1 pseudogene is annotated in these 487 nt (G+C 75.8%); it reads left to right on the forward strand.

Features of this window, described 5'->3' with window-relative positions:
- Positions 1 to 487 (forward strand): annotated as a pseudogene (locus tag D7X74_RS42335) (hypothetical protein); the annotation flags it as partial.

Here is a 487-nt window from a genome sequence, read left to right on the forward strand (position 1 = left end):
CCGCCATTCCGCTCCCCGGCAGCGCGGCGCCCCAGGCCCCCATCCCGATGGGCGTGGGCCCGTCGTCTTCGGCCATTCCGCTGCCCGGTGCGGCCGCCCCTCGCTCCGCAGCCATTCCCCTGCCCGGCAGCGCCGCGCCGCCCGCCGCCATCGCGCTGCCGCCCGTCCCGTCGGATGATCCGTTCTCCTTCGATGACGTGCCTCCGCCCGCCGCGTACGCCTCGCCGGGAGTCGCCGCGCCCCGGGCCATCTCGCTCGACGCCGGTCCGGCGGCGCCGGTGGCCCTCCCCGACGACTCGTTCAGCTTCGACATGGACGCGCCGCCCCAGGCCGCGCCCATGGCCGCGGAAGACGACTTCTCCGAGGTGGGCAGCGGCGAGTTCTCCTCGCTCGACACCAGTGACTTCGGCGAGCGCGAGGACGTGACCCGCGTCGTCAAGATCCCCGTCCCCAACGCCGCCTTCCGCGAGCCCGCCGCCTACGGCAC

The sequence above is a fragment of the Corallococcus sp. CA047B genome, assembly GCF_003612065.1.
Lineage (GTDB): Bacteria > Myxococcota > Myxococcia > Myxococcales > Myxococcaceae > Corallococcus > Corallococcus praedator.